We start from the raw sequence: 18,022 nt of genomic DNA, 5'->3' as shown, positions 1-18,022 counted from the left end.
CCGGCGCCGGGGCCAGGTGCCGGGGCCGGGGCCGGTCAACGGAACGGGGCGGCGACGCCGACTGGTGTCGGTGTCGCCGCCCCGGAAACCACGTCCCGGAAACCACGCCTCGGGTCAACGTTCCGTGGGGTCAGCCTTCCCGTGGTTCAGTCTGCCGGCGGGTCAGCCTGTCGGTGATGGCGGCGGACTCGGTGTCGTCGAGGCCGGTGGGTTCGACGGGTTGGCCGACGGCGACGCCGTCGGGTTCGGCGTCGGAGTGGGCGTTGCCGCTGCTCCGGCGGCTGCCCGGTCGAGCGCGGCCTTCATCTGCTTCAGGTTGGTCTCGTAGCCGGCAAGGTCGCCCTTCTTGAGCGATTCTTGAGCCCGGTTCCAGGCAGCCTGTGCGTCGGCGATGGCCTGCTTGACCGTCTGGTTCGGCTGTTGTGTGGGCGGTTTCTCGGTGCCCGGTGGCAATTCGCCGGTGTCGACGTTGGTGTTGAAGACCTTGGTCAGGGCTTCCTGCAGCGTCCCGCCGAAGGCCACACGTTCACCGAAGGACACCAGGACGTAGCGCAGGACAGGATAACTACCCGGCCCACTGGTCCGCACCGAGTAGACCGGCTGGACGTAGAGCAGACCACCGCCGAGCGGCAGCGTCAGCAAGTTGCCGTACTGCGCTCTCGCTCCGCTGTTCGGCTGGTTGATGGGCAGCAGCGCCCCTCTGATGCCTTCATCGGTCTGGAACTTGTTGTAGACCTGCCCCGGACCAGGTATCTGCAGGTTCCCCGGCAATCGCAGCACCCGGAACTTGCCGTAGTCCGGCGACGTGGCCTCCGCATCGACGGCCACGAACGCCGTGAGGTTCTCCCGTTCACCGTTCGGTACGTACACCGACGTCAGCGAGAACTTCGGCTCGTTCTGACCGGGCATCCGCAACGAGAGGTAGAAGGGAGGCTGGCTGATATGCGTCGCCGCGTCACCACCGGAGGAGACCGCGGTCGGGTCGTCCGGCACGCGCCACAGGTCGCTGTTCTGGTACCAGGTGCCGGCGTCCTGGACGTGGTACTTCGCGAGCAGGTCGCGCTGCACCTTGAACATGTCCTCCGGGTACCGCAGGTGCGACATCAGGTCCGGCGAGATGTCCGAGCGCGGCTTGACCGTGCCGGGGAAGGCCTTCATCCAGGTCTTCAGCAGCGGGTCACTCTCGTCCCAGGCGTACAGCTCGACCGAGCCGTCGTAGGCGTTGACCACGGCCTTGACCGAGTTCCGGATGTAGTTGATCTTCTCGCTCGGCTGCTGCGCGATGGTCCCGCGCCCGGTGGTCGTGTCCCGGGTGCTGACGTCCAGGTCGACCTTCTCGGAGTACGGGAAGTTGTCCGACGTGGTGTAGCCGTCGACAATCCAGACCACCTGGCCGTCGACGATCGCCGGGTACGGGTCGCCGTCCGGCGTCAGCCACGGCGCCGCCTTCTCGACCCGCTCGCGCGGCGTGCGGTCGTAGAGGATCTTCGACGCGGAGTTCACCCGGCTGGACAGCAGGATGTTCGCATCGCGGAACTTGGTTGCGTAGAGCAACCGGTTGCCGAACGACCCGATCGGCACGCCGCCCTTGCCCTTGTAGGTGTTCAGCGTCGGGTCGCCGCCGGCCTTGCCTTCGGCCTCCGGTGTGTCGAGCTCGACCGGTTGCCCGCCCTCCGGGGCGCCGACGATCGAGTAGTCCGGCGACTGCTCGCCGAAGTAGATCCGTGGCTCGTACTTTCCGAGATCGCCCTTCGGCGGCAGATCCTTCTCGGTCCAGACCGGGATGCCGCCCTGCGACTGGTTCCCGTTCGCCGCGACCACTCCGTAGCCGTGGGTGTACACGGTGTGGTCGTTGTTCCAGTTGCGCTGGCCGGCCGGCAGCCGGTCGACCTGGACCTCGCGGACCGCGATGACGGTGTCGTTGACCTTGCCCTTGATCTTGTACCGGTCGACGTCCAGATCCGTCGGGAACGAGTAGAAACCACGGACCTGCTGGAGTTGCTCGAAGGTCGGGCCGATCACGGTCGGGTCGATCAGCCGGATGCCGGGCAGGACCTCGGCATCCCGTGTCAGCTCCTCCGGCTTGGCCGTGGTCTCCGCCCGGTACTCGGTGACGTCGGTGCCCTCGAGTCCGTACGCCTGGCGCGTGGCCTCGATGTTCTTGGTGATGTACGGCGCTTCCTTCACCGGCTCGCTCGGCCGTACCCGCAACTGCTGGAGAGCGGCCGGCCAGAGTGCGCCGAGAAGGATCGCGGACAGGATCAGCACCACAGTGCCGACGCCGGGAAGCAGCCACGTCCGGCGGACCACGTTCGCGAAGAACAGCACCGCGCACAGGAGCGCGATGACCGCCAGGATCTCCTTGCTCGGCAAAACGGCGTTGTCGCCCGTGTACGAGACACCGGTGAACAGTCTGCCGTCCGAGGTGGTGAGACCGTACCGGTCCAGCCAGTAGCTGAAGGCCTTCAGCAGCACGAGCAGACCGAGCAGCACCGAGAACTGCACCTGCGCCGCACCCGAGGCCTTCTGCCCCTTCGCGGACGGGCGGAAACCGCCATACAGGTAGTGGGTGATGATCGCGGCGACCAGCGACAGCAGGACGATCGAGTAGCCGAAGCCGAGCAGAACGCGCAGCCACGGGTAGTCGAACACGAAGAACGCGATGTCCTTGTTGAAGTGCTTGTCGGTGACCCCGAACGGCGTTCGGTTCCGCCAGGCCAGGAAGACCTTCCACTCCCCCGACGCGGCCGAGCCTCCGAAGACCAGCATCAGGGTCGCGATGACACCGACCGCGACCTTCCCGTGCTGCTGCAGCAGGTCGCCGTACCGCTCGAATCCCGGGCTGGGCGACGGGGCGAGGGCGATCCGCGGGCGCGTGCGGAAGGCGACGACGACGTTCGCGACGACCGCCGCGGCCATCAGCAGGCCGACAACCACGAACAGCAGCACCCGGGTGCCGAGCACGGTGCTGAAGACCGACCCGAGATCGACCGATCGGTACCACAACCGCTGCGTCCAGACGTCGGTGAAGACGCTGAAGAGAATCAGCAGGACGACCAGTGTGGCGATCGTCGGCAGCAGGGCACGAGGACGACCGCCTGTTCGCCGCGTTCTGCGGGCCGGCTCCTCCGGCATGTCGTAGACGCCGTCGCTCATGGTCGCTTCTCCTCGTCGTTGCTCACGCCGTCGACCCCAGGACCTTCACCCGACCGGCTGCCGACCGAAGGTTCGAATGTCAATGACAGTACTTCGCACAGCGTCGGGACCAAGTCGATACCCGTGAGCACCGCGCTGTCCTCGTCGTGCGCGCGCAGCCGGACCGCGCCGAAGCGGCCGCCCTCACGGAGCACCGCCGCGACCATCCGGACCTCGTGCCGGCGCGGATCGCTGCCGGCCAGCCGGGCCAGTTCGGTGTCCGACTCGACGCTGGACAGTCCGGACTCGGCGGCCGCCGGCAGCACGATCCGTTCGATCGCCAGCGCACACCCGGCGACGCCGTCGGGCCACTCGATCCGGCCCAGCGTGTCAGCCAGGTGGTCGTCCTCGACCCCGCCGGGGAGCTCGCCCTGCGCAACCGGGGTCAGCGGCTGGGATGCGTCCTCGGCACCGAGTTCGGCCGCCAGCTGTGGTTCGGCGCGGAGCAGTTCCTCGGTCGGAACCAGCGCGAACAACTGCGCGGGCTGGTCCCAGCCCGCGCTGCTCACGTGCTTCTCGATCTCGACCACCGCGCGGCTGAGCGCGTCAGGCGGAAGCATGCCTACCGATTCCATGCCGACTGATCTTCCCTTCGGCTCGCCGGTTCGTTCAGATGGCTCACTGACTGCACGACGGGACCTCTCCCTTGCCGTTCGCGAGCGCCTGCAGGGCGCCGATCGCGTCGGTCAGCGTACTGATCTTCACCAGCTGGATGCCCTCGACGCCCGCGTGCAGCGCGGCGTCGCAGTTCGGTGCCGGCACCAGGAACACCGTGGCACCGTCGTTCTTGGCGCCGGCGATCTTCTGCTGGATGCCGCCGATCGCGCCGACCTGGCCGAGCGCGTCGATCGTCCCGGTGCCGGCGACGTGCTTCCCGTTCAGCAGCGCCCCCGGGGTCAGCTTGTCGTAGATCGCCAGCGCGAACGCGGTGCCCGCGCTCGGGCCGCCGATGTCCTGGCCGAGGTTGACCGTCACCTTGACCTGCGACTCGACGCCGATCGTGATGCCGACCATCGGACGGGTCTCGTCGCCGGGGGTCGCGGCGGTCTTCAACTGAATGGTCTGCTCGGCGGTGCCGCGGCGGATCAGGAAGACGACGTCCTCCCCGACCTTGTGCTTGCGGACGAACTCACCGACCTGCGGTACCTGCGTCACCGGCTGGCCGTCGACCGCCAGCACGAGGTCACCGGGCTTCAGCTTGCCCTGCGCCGGCGACTTGTCGGCGACTGTCGACACCTTCGTGTGGAACGGGACCTTCGCGGCCTGCAGCGCGGCTGCGACCGCGCTGTCCTGCGAGCCGGTCATCTCCGCGGTGTTCTGCTGCTCGACCTCGTCGGCGCTCTGGTCCGGCGGATAGATGATGTCGCGCGGGAACAGGTCGTGATGCGGGTCGAGCCAGTTCCGCATCGCCTGCGGCAGGGTCAGCTCACGGTCCGGCGAGGTCACCGACACCGTGGTCAGGTCCAGTTGTCCCGACGTCGGGAACGTGTCGTGGCCGGAGATCTCGATGACCGGCTTGTTCTTCGCCGCGCCGAGGGTGTCCTTGACCGGCCCGGGGCTGAACGAGACGAACGGCACCGGAAACGCGGTCACGAGCCCCAGCGAAACCACGAGCACGACGATCGAGGTGACCAAAGTGGCGGTACGACGTGTCACGAACCCTGCCCTGCGATCTTGGTGGAGCCGGAGCCAGGGACCTCGGCGGAGGCCTGCTGATGAGTACGACGACCCAGGCGACGCCGACGTTCCGGAACGGCCCGCGGCCCCGGTGCGGCGAGCGCGGCGTTGAAGCGGCGGAACTCGTCCACCGACGCGAAGGCGCCGCCGGACCGGCGCGGCTCGCGGCTGCGCCACCCGCGCCAGCCCGCCCAGCACATCGCGAGCAGCGTGGCGGCGAGTGGGAACGCCAGCCACGCCAAAACCTTCATCCGGCCACCTTCATGCGCCCAGAGTACGTGTCAGTGAGCGCCGACCCACTCGCTGCCACCGTCGCTGAAGTGCTGGTGTTTCCAAATCGGGACCTCGGCCTTGAGATCGTCGATGAGTTGCCGGCAGGCGGTGAACGCGACGTCCCGATGCGATGCGGCCACCGCCACGATCACGGCGGCGTCACCGATCACCAGGTCCCCGGTCCGGTGGACGGCGGCCAGTGCTGTGACGGCGGGGTTGTCGCAAACACGCTGCGCGACCTTTCGCAGGTGCTCCAGCGCGTCCGGGTGCGCCTCGTAGCTGAGCCGGTCGACCGGCTGGTCCTGGTCGTGATTGCGCACAGTGCCGATGAAAAGCGCAGTACCGCCCGCCGTCGGGTCACCGACCGCAGCCAGCACCTCGTCGCTGGACAACGCACTGTCGCGGATGTCCAGCAGTCTGATCGCGTCGGTCATCGGTTCCTCATTCCCGGCAGGTCCCCACACTCACACCACACCATCGCATCCCCTACTACCCGATTCTCCCTCCCACCTCCCTCTTTCCCGACATCCCCCTCCCCTCACGCTCCACCAGACCCCGGCGCGCCTGGTACTGCGGTGCGTGCTGTCGCGCTCACCGGGAGGAGCTGTTGCCTTCCTCACCTACTTGTCCGGACCGCCTCGCGGGTCTGCTCGCGGCGAATCGGAGCCCCGTTGCGTTCGCCCGGGGAGGAACTCACGGATCGAACCAGTACGTTTGGAGTAGTACGCCCCACCCGCACAGGAAGGCCCTCCGATGAGCGACGAACCGGACAACCCGTTCAAGGGAACGCCGTTCGAGGCCATGTTCCAGCAGTTCTCCGGTGCGGCCGGCGCGGGCGGCACCCCGGACCTGAACGCGATCTTCGCCCAGGTCCAGCAGCTGCTGAGCGGTTCGGCCGACGGCAAGCCGGTGAACTGGGACCTGGCCAAGGACATCGCCCGCAAGACCGTCTCCGCCGCCGGAGACCGGTCCATGACGTCCACCGACAGCGACCGGGTCGCGGACGCCGTCCGCCTCGCCGAGCACTGGCTGGACGACGCGACCACGCTGCCCGAGGTCTCCGCGACCTCTCAGGCCTGGAGCCGCGCCGAATGGGTCGAGAACACGCTCCCGGTCTGGCAGACGGTCGTCGACCCGGTGGCCGAGCACGTCGCCGGCGCGATGGGCAACGCGCTCCCCGCCGAGGCGCAGCAGTTCGCCGGGCCGATGGCAGGCATGCTGCGGCAGTTGGGCGGGTCCGTCTTCGGTGCACAGGTCGGCCAGGGGCTCGGCGAGCTCGCCGGTGAGGTCGTGAGCTCGTCCGACATCGGCCTGCCCCTCGGCCCGACGGGCCAGGCGATCCTGCTGCCCGACAACGTCGCCAAGTTCGCCGAAGGGCTCGGGCTGACCGACGAGGACGTCCGGTTGTACCTCGCTCTGCGCGAGGTGGCCCATCAGCGGCTGTACGCCGGCGTGCCGTGGCTGCGGCAGCACCTGCTCGCTGCGGTCGCCGACTACGCATCCGGGATCGAGGTCGACACCGGCAAGATCGAGCGCGCAATGGCCGACATCGACCCGCAGAACCCGGAAGCCATGCAGGAGGCACTGGCCGGCGGTCTGTTCGAGCCCGAGGACTCAGAGCAGCAGAAGGCCGCACTGGTCCGGCTCGAGACCACGCTCGCGCTCGTCGAGGGCTGGGTCGACGACGTCGTCCGCGAGGCCACCAAGGACCGTATGCCCGCCGCGATCCAACTGGCCGAGACAGTACGCCGCCGCCGGGCAGCCGGAGGCCCCGCGGAGCAGACCTTCGCCACCCTCGTCGGCCTGCAGCTCCGCCCCCGCCGCCTCCGCGACGCCGCCAACCTGTGGGCCGCGGTCCGCGACGCCCGCGGTGTCGAAGGCCGCGACACCCTCTGGTCCCACCCGGACCTGATGCCCAGCACGAGCGACCTCGACGACCCCATCGGCTTCGCCCAGCACGCGGGCGAGCTCTCCAACATCGACATCACCGACTTCCTCACCGACGAGACCGACGAGACCCCAGAGCCGCCGGCCGACAAGCCCCAGGACGACGACGGCGACAACCCCGCCAAGTAGCCGCTTCCGCACCCCGCCCGCGGGGGATCGGGCGGGGATGGGGAGACTTGCGGAATGCTTCATGGGGACGCGGTCGAGGTCTTGGAGTCGTGGCGTGCGCCCGACGCGGAGCAGGAGGAGCTGCGGGCGCACTACCTGCGCCACCTGGCGACGCATCCGGATGGTATGTGGCGCAGCTGCCGACCGGAGCATGTGACTGCCAGCGCGCTGGTGGTCGACGGCGCGGGCGAGAACGCCCTGCTGACACTGCACAAGACAGTCGGCCGGTGGCTGCAGCTCGGCGGCCATTGCGAGCGCGGCGACACGACACTGAGCGGTGCCGCACTGCGGGAAGCAACCGAGGAGTCCGGCCTCGCAGGCCTCACAGTCAGCCGCGAACCGCTTCAGCTCTCCCGACACCTACTCCACGCCGGCGGATGCACCGGGGCGTACCACCTCGACGTCCAGTTCCTCGTGACGGCCACGACAACGCAGTACGTCGTCAGCGACGAGTCGGACGACCTCGCCTGGTTCCCGCTCGACGCACTCCCGCACGACACAGACACCAGCGTCCAACAACTCGCAACCCGAGCCCGCCACCTCCACATCAAACCCTGACCAACCCATCCACCCGCCGTGCCACCCTGAGGCAGGTCGGTTGGCTTACGGCCGCGGGCTCGGGTGGCGGGACGGGGGCCCAACGACGGCGCGAAGGTGCCATGGTCGGTGGTCACGGTGGGGAGTCGCTGGTTGTGGGCCGGCTTGAGTCAGCCGGCCCACCTCCCCACGGCAGGGCACTTCGTCCACCCCAGCCCTGCCAACCCCTCGTACCTCACCCCTGTGCCTTGCCCCCGTGAGGGTGAGCCCCGCTGATCCTGCGTATCCAGCCATCCCCCGTTGGTCCCCCGCTGCACTCCCCCGAGTCGTACCCCTTGCACTGCCCCGAGGTCGTACCCGTTGCACTGCCCCGAGATGACCCCTGGCGGAACTCCCCCGCCCCCCCGCGCTGGCCCGCCGCGATCACCCTGCTGTGCAATGCGTCCAGCCATCCCCCGATGGCGTTCCCCCGTAGTACCGCGTTCTGCGAGTCCCCGACCCTGCGAACTGGTGGTTCCCCGGTTCGTAAGGCCCCGCGTTCCCCCGTGCTGCGTTCCCCGTGGTGCTACGTCCCCGTGTGGGCCCCCGTTGTGGTGGGCCCGGCTGCATCCCCCGATGCGGCGGGTTCGTCGGGTGCCGCCCCTGAACGGCATCGGCGATTGGTGCCACGTTCCCCGTTGCATGGTGAACGAGTGGGGCGCGAGAAGGTGACGGGTCAGGCGTGGCGAAGTAGAGATCTTGTGGCGTCCCAGCCTTCGAGGCCGGGGTCGAGGCGGGACAGGTCGGCGTTCGAGCGGAGACGGTGCCAGCCGGGGCCGGTGGCTACGGCGTGGCGGCGGGGCTTGCGGGCCTCGAGGAGGGTCAGCGGGGTGTCGCAGGTCGGGCCAAGCTCACTGATCCAGTCGGCGACGGGAAGTTTGACGCCGACGGCAGCCAACGAGCCGTCCTCCGCGGGGGTGACAGCGATGTCGGCGTGACTCAGCGCGCGGAAGAGTTTCCCGATCAGCAGGCCGGGGAGATCGGGTACGTCGTACGACACCGTAACGACTGCTGCGGCGGGCCCGGCCAGCTCGACTGCGTGCAGGACGGGCCGGTCGGGGTCGACGGCGTACGTCGGGGTGCCGGGCCAGGTCAACGCGCTCAACTCGGCGACCGCGGCGTCGTCCCCGCCCACTACCGCGACCGCGACGTCAACGCGGTCCAGCCCAGCGATCACCTCATAGGTGTCCTCCGCCATCGCCAACCGCCAAGCCTCCGGGTCCCTCCCCGGCGGAGCCCAACTCCCGCTCGCCGGCACGACAACAACCACAACCCGCCGCTCGGACGCATCCGGTCTGTCCGCGTCAGACAGTTCGGAGGTAACCGGGCCGGCTGCGTGCGGGTGGCTGGAGGGAGTCATGTTGGACTGCTCGTGGTGTCGTAGGTGGTGCGGGCGGCGTTGACTTCGGGCATGTGGGATTCTGCCCAGGACTTGATGGCTGCGATGAGGGGCATCAGCGTGCGGCCGAGTGGGGTGAGTTCGTAGTCGACGCGGACCGGGACGGACGGGGTGACCGAGCGGGTCAGGAGGCCGTCGCGTTCCAGGGAGCGGAGGGTCTGGGTGAGCATCTTCTGGCTGACACCGGCGATGCGCCGGGACAGATCGGAGTAACGCTGCGGCCCGTCCGCTAGCGCGGTGACCACCAGGGTGACCCACTTGTCGCTGATGCGGTCGAGGAGTTGCCGCGCCGGGCAGCTCGCCAGGAAGGCGTCGTACTCGCGGGCGGCCTCCTCGCGGAGCTGGGCGGCGGTGCGGGTGGGCATGGCTCTCCTCGTCGTGCGGTACGCACTCCCAAGTGCGTACTTCCCAGGAGAGAGTAGCTCTCCAACGATGGTGTGCAATCAGACACCACGAGGAGAGCACGATATGCGCGCAGTAGTAGCCCGCCGCCTCGACGGGCCGGAGGCGATCGAGTTGATCGAGACCGACGTAACGGAGCCGGCCGCGGGGCAGGTGCGGATCAAGGTGGCCGCTGCCGCGGTCAACCCGGTGGATGTGGCGGTGAGCACCGGGATGCTGGTGGAGTTCGGCCTGACGGCACCGCGGCCGCAGTTCGGTCTCGGCTGGGACGTCGCCGGCACCGTGGACGCCACCGGGCCCGACACCCAGCTGGACGTCGGCGACGCCGTGATCGGCGTGGCGGACCTCCTCGCCCAGACACTCAAGACGCACGCGGAGTACGTCGTGCTCAACGCGGACGCGGTCGCCCGGGCCCCTCGTGGCGTGGAGCTCCACGATGCGGCGACTCTCGGCCTCAACGGACTGACCGCGTTGCAGGCCGTCAAGGCGCTCGACGGACAGACGGTGCTGGTGACCGGAGCCGCAGGCGGCGTCGGCGGGTACGCCGTGGAGCTCGCCAAACACCTTGGCAAAACCGTGATCGCCAGCGCAGGTCCACGTGATGAGGAGCTGGTACGACGACTCGGCGCGGACCACTTCGTCGATCGGAGCGAGGACCTGGCGACAGCGGTACGGCGGTTCGCACCGGCCGGCGTCGACGCCGTAGTCGACGCTGCGGTGGTCGGAATCGCTGCACAGGAGGCAGTGCGCAACGGCGGCCGCCACGTCCACGTGCAAGGAGGCCCGCGACCGCCGCACCTCCGCGGCATCACCGTGGAGCAACTCCTGGTCCACGCCAACAGCCACGAACTGGAAGAGCTGGTCAGCCTCGTCGAGGCGAACGTCATCTCAACCCGGGTAGCCGAGACCTACCGCCTGGAGGACGCTGCGATCGCCTACAAGCGCCTCGCCGCAGGAGGAGTCCGCGGCCGCCTCGTACTGCTGCCGTAACTCACTCGACAGCAGAGTGAAGACGAAGGGCCACCTGGACGTCCAGCGCTCGGTCCGGTGACTGCCAGCCGTCGCCGAGCAAGGCGGTGATTCGGTCGAGCCGTTGCTGGACGGTGTTCGGATGGATGTGCAGCGACGTGGCAGCGCGGGTCGGGCTCTGCCCTGCGGCGAAGTACGCGTTCAGCGTGCCGATCAGGTCGGTGCCGCGCTGCCTGTCGTAGTCGAGGACCTGACCGAGCACATGGTGTACATGGGTGCGTACGTCGACCTCGGACGCTCCGACCAGACCAGCCACGCCCAGGTCGTCGGGTGTAGCTGACTCGCTGGTGCGGCCGAGCCGAACCATGGTGGTGACCAGACGAGTTGCCTGGCGGTGGGCTTCGATCAGAGGCTCACCCCAGGCGGCAGGTCCGGTGAGTGCGATGGTGACGCCAGTCCTCTTCGCCAGTTCGGACAGGTCCCGAGCAGCGGACACTGCACTGGTACGTGCGAACAGCAGCACCAGGTCCCCGCCGTACGGACCAGCCAGCACCAGCTTGTCTTCCAGCGGTGCAGACAGCCGGGCGCGTACGGCGGAGTGGTCGCCACGGCATACTGCGACGACGAGGCGGTCGTGCCGATGGCTCGGTGCGAGTAGCCGGAGCCGATCGGTCAGCGTGCGCGGATCGGCACTTCCACTCAGTACGTCGGCCAGCAGATCTGCCTGTGCACGTTGGGATTGCTCAGCGGCCTGTCGGCGGAACAGCAGGACCAGTGCGGTGACGACGGCCGCGCGTTCGACAATGCGTTGGTCAGCACCGGACAGGTCGTCCGCACCGCCGATCACCAACGCACCGAGCCGTTCACCCTTGGCCGTCGCCGCCACGACCCAACAGTCACCAATGCGCGTCAATCGGCCCGACTCGGACTCCTGCCACGGCACCGCAGTACCGGGCACGCGACCGGCCGTTGCCAACTCGTTGCCGCTGGCATCGACCAGTACGACCCACACGTCGAGCAGTTCGGCCAGCGCCGCAGCGATGGCATCCACATCTCCACCGGACAGCACGATCTCGGCAAAGCGGTCATGTGCCGCAGCCGCGTGCTCCACGCCGGCATGGGCCGCGGACAGCTGATCCAGCGCCGCAGCCGTCTCCGCCGCCGCCCGTACCTGCACGATCGTCACAGCGGCCAGAGTGGCCAGCGAGCCGAGCAATGACACCTCGTCCCGGCTGAACGGCCGCCTGGTCCGGTTGGACGCGAACAGCACACCGACAAACGCTCCGTCGACCACCAACGGCGTACCGCAGATGGCAACGAGGCCCTCCTCGCCGACTGCGTCGTCGATCGGCGTGGTGTGGCGGAAGCGCCGGTCGGACGGGTAGTCGGCGGTCCAGTACGGCTTGTAGGTCTCCGCGACCAATCCACCCAACCCAGCGCCCAGCGGCAGCCGCAACTGCTGGAACGCAGCGGACACGGACCCGTCGGTGGCCCGCATGTACGTGTCGCCGCGCGTCTCGTCGTACAGCGTCAGATAGGCGACGTCCGTCCCGACGAGGGTGCGGGCACGGTGGACGATGGTGTGCAGTACGCCGCCCGGATCGCGCGCCGACGCCAGCTCGCGCGCCACGTCGACCAGTGCGGTCAGCTCCGCCTCGCGCTTCTTGCTGGCGTCCATACCGGCCCGGATCCGCAGGGCGAGGTCGCGTGCCACCGCGTCCTCGCCCGCCGCCCGGGCCAGTTCACTCCCGGGCGCGTCCTCGGCCAGCAGCCTGAGCAGCTCCTTCACGTTCCGGATGATCCCACCTAGACCGTGGTGAGGTCTCGCTTGTGCGTTTCGGAGTACGACGTCACCGCGACGATCGAGATGACCGCGCAGGCCGCGACGTAGATGGAGATCGCGTACCCGGAGTCGTACGCCTTGAGCAGTGCCACCGCGATGAACGGCGCCAGGCCGCCCGCGATGATCGACGCGAGCTGGTACCCGACCGAGACACCGGAGTACCGCACCCGCGTCCCGAACAGCTCGGTGAAGAACGACGCCTGCGGGCCGTACATCGCACCGTGCAGCACCAGGCCGACCGTCACAGCCAGCGTCGCCAGTGCGAAGTTGCGGGTGTCGACGAGTGCGATGAACAGGAACGCCCACACGCCCACTCCGACCGCGCCGATCAGGTACACGGGCCGCCGGCCGATGCGGTCCGACAGCGCACCCCACAACGGAATCGCGCAGAAGTGGATGGCCGCACCGATCAGTACCGCGTTCAACGCGAACGACTTGCCCAGCCCCAGCTGCTCCTTCGCGTACGTCGCGATGACGATGGTGAAGATGTAGTAGCTGACGTTCTCCGCCATCCGCGCGCCCATCGCCGTCAGCACCTCCCGCGGGTACCGCGTCAGCACCTCGAGCAGCGGCATCCGCTCCGCCGGCTCCTCCTGGGCCTTCGCATGGGCCTCCTTGAACACCGGCGACTCCTCGATCCGCAGCCGCACCCACAGCCCCACCAGCACCAGTACTGCGGACAGCAGGAACGGAATCCGCCAGCCCCAGGAGTTGAACGCCGCATCCGACTGGAACGCGGCCAGCCCAGCCAGTACGCCGTTGGCGATCAGCTGACCCGCCGGCGCACCAGCCTGCGGCCAGGACGCCCAGAAACCACGCCGTGCCGGATCACCATGCTCCGACACGATCAGTACGGCCCCACCCCATTCACCGCCCAGCGCGAACCCCTGGACGAGTCGCAGCACTGTGAGCAGGATCGGAGCGAGTGCGCCGACCTGTGCGTACGTCGGCAGCAGGCCGATCGCGAACGTGGCCACCCCCATCATCAGCAGTGACAGCACCAGCAGCTGCTTGCGGCCCAGGCGGTCACCGAAATGCCCGAAGACCACGCCGCCGACCGGCCGGGCGAAGAACCCGACTGCGAACGTGGCGAAGCTCAGCAGCGTTCCGGTGAGCTCCTCCCCCTTCGGGAAGAACAGGTCGCCGAACACCACCGACGCCGCGACCCCGTACAGGAAGAAGTCGTACCACTCCACCGTCGTCCCGACGAGACTCGCGCCGACCACCCGGACGATCGGCGTACGAGTCTGGGCAGGTTGTGTTGCCGTCATGTGGCGGGCTCCTCAGTTAGTGGGCGGTCCAGCCGCCGTCGAGTACGAACGAGCTCCCCGTAATGGAGGCGGACGCCGGACCGCACAGAACGGCCACCAACTCCGCCACTTCGGCCGGTTCGATCAGCCGCTTCACCGCGACCGGCTCGAGCAGGACCTTCTCCAGCACCTCTGACTCGGACAGGCCGTGAGTAGCCGCCTGGTCCGCCAGCTGTGCGGTGACCAGCGGAGTCCGGACGTACGCCGGATTCACGCAGTTGCTGGTCACTCCGTGCGCCGCACCCTCCAGTGCGACGACCTTGCTCAGCCCCTCCAGCCCGTGTTTCGCAGCGACGTACGCCGCCTTGAACGGACTCGCCCGGAGGCCGTGGACCGAGCTGATGTTCACCACGCGGCCCCAGCCGGCGCCGTACATGTGGGGCAGCGTCTGCCGGATCAACCGGAACGGCGCCTCCAGCATGAGGCGGAGGAGGTAGCTGAACCGCTCCGGCGGGAACTGCTCGACCGGTGCGACCTGCTGTACGCCGGCATTGTTGACCAGGATGTCTACGTCGGTCGGGAGCTCCGCCAGCCGCTCCAGGTCGGACAGGTCGGCCACTACCGTCTCGACACCGTCCAGCGCGTCGAGACCGGCCTGGTCGAGGTCGACGGCCACCACGTGGACGCCGTCCGCCGCCAGGCGTTGGGCACACGCTGCGCCGATGCCGGACGCTGCGCCGGTGACGAGGGCTCGACGGGTCTCCATGGCCGACGACTGTAGGAATCCCGCTCCACGGGGACTATGGGATCGGACCACATATCCCGGCCACGCCGGGTAGCCCCACGAGCCACTTATCCACAACCTCGGCTATCAAAGCAGCGCGTCACGATAGCTGGACCTATTGTTGAAACATGGTCGACATCGAACACCCGAAGCAGAAGGCCGCCGGCCTGCCCGCCGTGCTGTCGTCGTTCAAGTTCGGGCTCCGCGCGATGGGCCCGGTCCGCACCGGCCGGGTCTTCCTGAAAATGAACCAGGACCGCGGGTTCGACTGTCCCTCCTGCGCGTGGCCGGACCCGGAGCACAAGCACACCGCGGAGTTCTGTGAGAACGGCGCGAAGGCCGTGGCCTGGGAGGCGACCCGCAAACGGGTGCCGCGGGCGTTCTTCGCCGAGCACTCGGTCGAGGACATGCACCGGATCTCCGAGTTCGACCTCGGCAAGCTCGGCCGGATCACCGAGCCGATGCTGCTCCGGGCCGGCGCCACGCACTACGAGCCGGTCGGCTGGGACGAGGCGTTCCAGGTCGTCGCGCGGCACCTGAAGGCCCTCGCCGACCCCAACGACGCCGTCTTCTACACCTCCGGCCGGACCAGCAACGAGGCCGCGTTCCTCTATCAGCTCTTCGTCCGCGCCTACGGCACCAACAACCTCCCCGACTGCTCGAACATGTGCCACGAGTCGTCGGGTACGGCGCTGTCCCGGGTGATCGGCAGCGGCAAGGGCGCGGTCACACTGAAGATGCTCGAGGAGTCCGAGCTGATCGTGATCGTCGGGCAGAACCCGGGCACCAACGCGCCGCGGATGCTCACCCACCTCGAGGTCGCCAAGCGCAACGGCGCCTCGATCGTCGCGGTGAACCCGCTGCCCGAGCCGGGCCTGATGACGTTCATGAACCCGCAGAAGCCCCGCGGCCTGGCCGGCAAGGGGACCATGCTCGCCGACCAGCACCTGCGGATCCGGATCGGCGGCGACCAGGCGCTGTTCCTTGCCCTCGGCCACCTTCTGATCGAGGCCGAGGCGGCGAACCCGGGCACCGTCCTGGACAAGTCGTTCATCGAGTCGCACACCAGCGGTTTCGAGCTGTACGCCAAGCACAACGCGGAGCTCGACTGGCCCGCGGTCGAGCAGGCCACCGGGCTGCGGCGCGCCGAGATCGAGGAGCTGGCGCAGCGCTTCATCGCGTCGAAGGCGACCGTGATCTGCTGGGCGATGGGGCTGACGCAGCACCGCGAGGCCGTGGCGACGATCAGCGAGATCGTCAACGTGCTGCTCCTGCAGGGCAACATCGGCAAGCCGGGCGCCGGCCCGTGCCCGGTGCGCGGCCACTCGAACGTCCAGGGCGACCGGAGCATGGGGATCTGGGAGAAGGTGCCCGACGCGTTCCTGGACCGGCTCGATCGCGAGTTCTCGTTCACGTCACCGCGCGAACACGGCATCGACGCCGCCGCGACGGTGAAACGGCTGCGGGACGGCGACGTCCGGGTGTTCTTCGCGATGGGCGGGAACTTCGCGTCCGCGACACCGGACACCGAGGTCGTGCACCACGGACTGCGGCTGTGCGACCTGACCGTGCACGTGTCCACGAAGCTCAACCGGTCGCACACGGTCACGGGGCGCGAAGCGCTGATCCTGCCGACGCTCGGGCGGACCGACCACGACCACACCGCGGCCGGCCCGCAGTCGGTGTCGGTCGAGGACTCGCAGGGCGCCGTCCATCTGTCGAAAGGCAACCTGATCCCGCCGGCGCCGGAGCTGAAGTCCGAGATCGGGATCGTGTGCGGGCTGGCGCAAGCCGTCGTACCGGACGTCGGGCAGATCCCGTGGGCCGACTTCGCGGACGACTACAGCCTGATCCGGCAGCGGATCGGGCGGGTCGCGGACGGGTACGAGAACTACGAGGAGCGGTTGCGGGCCGGTGACGGCGGGTTCCTGCTGGCGCATGCGGCGCGGGACAAGCGCGAGTTCCGGACGTCCGACGCGCGGGCGCAGTTCACCGCGAACGATCTGACCTGGTTGCCGACGGCACCGGGCCGGTTGCTGCTGCAGACGCTGCGCAGCCACGACCAGTTCAACACCACGATCTACGGCCTCGAGGACCGCTACCGCGGTGTCCACGGGACCCGCGAGGTCGTCTTCGTCCACCCGGACGACCTGGCCGAGCTCGGTCTGCAGGACGGCGGGTACGTCGACATCGTCAGCGAGTTCCAGGGCTTCGAGCGGCGTGCCTCGCACTTCCGGCTCGTGTCCTACCCGACGGCCCGGGGCTGCGTGGCGGCGTACTACCCCGAGACGAACGTGCTGATGTCGGCCGACGACCTCGCGAAGGGCAGCAACACCCCCGTGGCCAAGGGCCTCACCGTCAGACTGGAGCCAGTCGCTTCCTGAACCACGGCTGGAGTACTGCGAGCACGCCGGCAGCCGCAGCCGTGGTCAGCCAGAGCCCCGCGGGACCTGTGGTCGCGAGGAGTTGTGTGACTGTGAGCGGGGCGATCGTGGTGGCAATGCCCCAGCTCAGGCCGAACACCGCGAGGTAGCGGCCGCGGGCCTCCTCCGGGGCGAGACCTGAGGCCTGGGTGAGGTAGCGGGTCAGGAGGAACAGTTCACCGAGGCTCCAGAGGACTGCGGCGAGCAGGAAGACCGTGAGGCTGTGGGCGATCGCGGTCACCACGAGCCCGACGCCGACCAGCAGGTAGCCGATCGCGATGGCGCGGAAGTCGTCCAGGTGCTGCACGCGCAGCAGGCGTTGGGCGACGATCAGGGTGACGGCGGACACTGCGAGGATGATGCCGGTGCCCGACTCCGGCAGGCCTTGTTCGAGCAGCGTCAGCGGTACTCCGATGACCAGCTGCATGTAGATCGTCGCGAAGACCGTGCCGCCGACGAGGAGCAGTAGGAGACGGCTGTCTCGCCAGACGGTCGCAGGACGGTCGGGCGAGCGTTCCCGGCGTACGTCGGTCGGCAACGCGAGCGCGACCAAGATGGCGCAGGACATGCATGTGATCGCATCTGCGACGAACAGCCAACGGAGGTCCCAGTGGCTGATCGCGGCAGCGAGCAGACCGGCCAGAACGCCGGCAGCGGCCAGGGCCGCGCTGTAGAGGCCGTACGCAGCAGGGCGGTCCGCGGGTTCGGTGACGTCGGCGATCATCGCCTGGCTCGGCGGCTCGTAGATCTCGAAGGCCAGGCCGAGGAGGATCGTCGCGAGTACGGCGGACCACAGGGCGTGGCTCGACGCGATCCACAACTGGGCGATCGCGCAGCCCGTCAGGCCGAGGACGATCGTGCGACGGCGTCCGAGGCGGTCGGCGAGTTGGCCGCCGAGCAGCCGGGACGGGATCGTCGCCGCACCGAAGACCGCGAGGATCAGGCCGGTTTCACTCAGGGACGCCTTGAACTCGACGGTCAGCACCACGCCGAGGAACGGGAGCGTGAACGCGCCGATCCGGTTGACCGCCCGGGCGACGACCAGGATCCAGACGGTCCGCGAGAGTCCGCGCCACGGAGAAGCCACAGCGGTCACAGCACCCACAACAATCCCCC

The 18,022-nt window shown here is 68.8% G+C and carries 15 protein-coding genes; 4 read left to right on the top strand and 11 right to left on the bottom strand.

Annotated features, from left to right (window positions below):
• Positions 1-162 precede the first annotated feature (162 nt).
• Genes BJY22_RS15400 through BJY22_RS15380 form a run of 5 tightly spaced genes read right to left on the bottom strand, consistent with a single transcriptional unit; the run spans position 163 to position 5,579 of the window.
• Positions 163-3,156, bottom strand: coding sequence for a UPF0182 family membrane protein (locus BJY22_RS15400; RefSeq protein ID WP_167207379.1), 2,994 nt, complete (start codon positions 3,154-3,156; stop codon positions 163-165).
• Complete coding sequence (locus tag BJY22_RS15395) at positions 3,153-3,755, bottom strand: PPA1309 family protein (protein WP_202891121.1); 603 nt, start codon at positions 3,753-3,755, stop codon at positions 3,153-3,155. The genes BJY22_RS15400 and BJY22_RS15395 overlap by 4 nt, the downstream gene beginning before the upstream one ends.
• Positions 3,756-3,813: 58 nt before the next feature.
• Entirely contained in the window at positions 3,814-4,851 is a 1,038-nt protein-coding gene (locus BJY22_RS15390) for a PDZ domain-containing protein (protein ID WP_167207377.1), read from the bottom strand.
• Entirely contained in the window at positions 4,848-5,123 is a 276-nt protein-coding gene (locus BJY22_RS15385; protein WP_167203110.1) for a hypothetical protein, read from the bottom strand. Before BJY22_RS15385 ends, BJY22_RS15390 begins: the two co-directional genes overlap by 4 nt.
• A 30-nt stretch (positions 5,124-5,153) precedes the next feature.
• The gene (locus tag BJY22_RS15380) at positions 5,154-5,579 is read right to left on the bottom strand and encodes a molybdenum cofactor biosynthesis protein MoaE (RefSeq protein ID WP_167207375.1); all 426 of its coding nucleotides are present in this window, start codon (positions 5,577-5,579) and stop codon (positions 5,154-5,156) included.
• A 319-nt stretch (positions 5,580-5,898) separates the two neighbouring features.
• Here BJY22_RS15380 and BJY22_RS15375 point away from each other — a divergent pair, with 319 nt between their 5' ends.
• Together BJY22_RS15375 and BJY22_RS15370 are read left to right on the top strand one after the other, a co-directional pair.
• A complete protein-coding gene (locus BJY22_RS15375; RefSeq protein WP_238350370.1) occupies positions 5,899-7,221 on the top strand; it encodes a zinc-dependent metalloprotease in 1,323 nt (440 codons plus the stop codon).
• A 54-nt stretch (positions 7,222-7,275) separates the two neighbouring features.
• Positions 7,276-7,818 (top strand): NUDIX hydrolase, encoded by a 543-nt coding sequence (locus BJY22_RS15370; RefSeq protein WP_167207373.1) that lies wholly within the window; start codon positions 7,276-7,278, stop codon positions 7,816-7,818.
• Between the two features lie 694 nt (positions 7,819-8,512).
• Here BJY22_RS15370 and BJY22_RS15365 read toward each other — a convergent pair.
• Positions 8,513-9,034: a DUF2064 domain-containing protein gene (locus tag BJY22_RS15365; protein WP_238350998.1), complete on the bottom strand. Its 522-nt coding sequence runs from the start codon at positions 9,032-9,034 to the stop codon at positions 8,513-8,515.
• 158 nt (positions 9,035-9,192) lie between these two features.
• The gene (locus BJY22_RS15360) at positions 9,193-9,600 is read right to left on the bottom strand and encodes a winged helix-turn-helix transcriptional regulator (protein ID WP_167207369.1); all 408 of its coding nucleotides are present in this window, start codon (positions 9,598-9,600) and stop codon (positions 9,193-9,195) included.
• Between the two features lie 103 nt (positions 9,601-9,703).
• Between BJY22_RS15360 and BJY22_RS15355 the strand changes: the two genes are divergently transcribed.
• Positions 9,704-10,627, top strand: a complete 924-nt coding sequence (locus BJY22_RS15355; protein ID WP_167207367.1) for an NADP-dependent oxidoreductase — start codon at positions 9,704-9,706, stop codon at positions 10,625-10,627.
• Position 10,628: 1 nt separating this feature from the next.
• Here the strand turns inward: BJY22_RS15355 and BJY22_RS15350 are convergent, their stop codons facing one another.
• Genes BJY22_RS15350 through BJY22_RS15340 form a run of 3 tightly spaced genes read right to left on the bottom strand, consistent with a single transcriptional unit; the run spans position 10,629 to position 14,465 of the window.
• A complete protein-coding gene (locus BJY22_RS15350) occupies positions 10,629-12,395 on the bottom strand; it encodes a helix-turn-helix domain-containing protein (protein WP_167207365.1) in 1,767 nt (588 codons plus the stop codon).
• 17 nt (positions 12,396-12,412) lie between these two features.
• Positions 12,413-13,720, bottom strand: a complete 1,308-nt coding sequence (locus BJY22_RS15345; RefSeq protein ID WP_167207363.1) for an MFS transporter — start codon at positions 13,718-13,720, stop codon at positions 12,413-12,415.
• A gap of 16 nt (positions 13,721-13,736) precedes the next feature.
• Positions 13,737-14,465: a 3-hydroxybutyrate dehydrogenase gene (locus tag BJY22_RS15340; protein ID WP_167207361.1), complete on the bottom strand. Its 729-nt coding sequence runs from the start codon at positions 14,463-14,465 to the stop codon at positions 13,737-13,739.
• A 146-nt stretch (positions 14,466-14,611) separates the two neighbouring features.
• Between BJY22_RS15340 and BJY22_RS15335 the strand changes: the two genes are divergently transcribed.
• Positions 14,612-16,867 carry an FdhF/YdeP family oxidoreductase gene (locus tag BJY22_RS15335; RefSeq protein WP_167207359.1) on the top strand — a complete coding sequence of 752 codons (2,256 nt, stop codon included), beginning with the start codon at positions 14,612-14,614 and terminating at the stop codon, positions 16,865-16,867.
• On the opposite strand, the gene BJY22_RS15330 is transcribed toward BJY22_RS15335, so the two are convergent.
• Entirely contained in the window at positions 16,842-17,993 is a 1,152-nt protein-coding gene (locus BJY22_RS15330) for an MFS transporter (protein ID WP_337758722.1), read from the bottom strand. The two genes, BJY22_RS15335 and BJY22_RS15330, sit on opposite strands and share 26 nt — an antisense overlap.
• Between the last annotated feature and the right edge of the window lie 29 nt (positions 17,994-18,022).

Origin of the sequence: Kribbella shirazensis, from assembly GCF_011761605.1 — a bacterium.
Lineage (GTDB): Bacteria > Actinomycetota > Actinomycetes > Propionibacteriales > Kribbellaceae > Kribbella > Kribbella shirazensis.
Note: the sequence above shows the minus strand (reverse complement) of the source record. Positions and strands in the feature narration are given on the sequence as shown.

Excerpts from the sequence above, each read along its gene's own strand:
- BJY22_RS15400 (WP_167207379.1), bottom strand. The coding sequence starts at position 3,156 with ATGAGCGACGGCGTCTACGACATGCCGGAGGAGCCGGCCCGCAGAACG.
- BJY22_RS15395 (WP_202891121.1), bottom strand. The coding sequence starts at position 3,755 with ATGCTTCCGCCTGACGCGCTCAGCCGCGCGGTGGTCGAGATCGAGAAG.
- BJY22_RS15385 (WP_167203110.1), bottom strand. The coding sequence starts at position 5,123 with ATGAAGGTTTTGGCGTGGCTGGCGTTCCCACTCGCCGCCACGCTGCTC.
- BJY22_RS15380 (WP_167207375.1), bottom strand. The coding sequence starts at position 5,579 with ATGACCGACGCGATCAGACTGCTGGACATCCGCGACAGTGCGTTGTCC.
- BJY22_RS15375 (WP_238350370.1), top strand. The coding sequence starts at position 5,899 with ATGAGCGACGAACCGGACAACCCGTTCAAGGGAACGCCGTTCGAGGCC.
- BJY22_RS15370 (WP_167207373.1), top strand. The coding sequence starts at position 7,276 with ATGCTTCATGGGGACGCGGTCGAGGTCTTGGAGTCGTGGCGTGCGCCC.
- BJY22_RS15365 (WP_238350998.1), bottom strand. The coding sequence starts at position 9,034 with ATGGCGGAGGACACCTATGAGGTGATCGCTGGGCTGGACCGCGTTGAC.
- BJY22_RS15360 (WP_167207369.1), bottom strand. The coding sequence starts at position 9,600 with ATGCCCACCCGCACCGCCGCCCAGCTCCGCGAGGAGGCCGCCCGCGAG.
- BJY22_RS15355 (WP_167207367.1), top strand. The coding sequence starts at position 9,704 with ATGCGCGCAGTAGTAGCCCGCCGCCTCGACGGGCCGGAGGCGATCGAG.
- BJY22_RS15345 (WP_167207363.1), bottom strand. The coding sequence starts at position 13,720 with ATGACGGCAACACAACCTGCCCAGACTCGTACGCCGATCGTCCGGGTG.
- BJY22_RS15340 (WP_167207361.1), bottom strand. The coding sequence starts at position 14,465 with ATGGAGACCCGTCGAGCCCTCGTCACCGGCGCAGCGTCCGGCATCGGC.
- BJY22_RS15335 (WP_167207359.1), top strand. The coding sequence starts at position 14,612 with ATGGTCGACATCGAACACCCGAAGCAGAAGGCCGCCGGCCTGCCCGCC.